The sequence below is a fragment of the Gilvimarinus sp. 1_MG-2023 genome, assembly GCF_030548285.1.
In genome coordinates this window covers 1-264 of record NZ_JAUOSC010001137.1, presented here as the reverse complement: position 1 = coordinate 264, position 264 = coordinate 1, and the positions used below count along the sequence as shown (strand labels likewise).

At 58.3% G+C, this 264-nt stretch carries 1 pseudogene; it reads left to right on the top strand.

Features of this window, described 5'->3' with window-relative positions:
- A pseudogene (locus Q4563_RS20405) lies at window positions 1-264 on the top strand (hypothetical protein); the annotation flags it as partial.

The window sequence follows — 264 nt, the reverse complement described above, 5'->3', positions numbered from 1 at the left end:
TCACATGGTCATGCTGGGCAACAGTTTGTCATTGCTGGGCGCATTATGGTTGTGGTGGTTCGCCCTGCAACAGTCACTCAGCCTCTGGACGCTGTTTGTACCGATGTCTCTAGTCACACTTGGCCGGGGCCTCAGTCAGCCCAATGCCCAATCCGGGGCCATTGGCTGCACTCTGGCTTTTCCCAATACCGCCGCGGGTACCGCGTCGGGGCTAATGGGATTTATACAACTGCTCACCGGTGCCGTGATGGCCCAGATCACCCC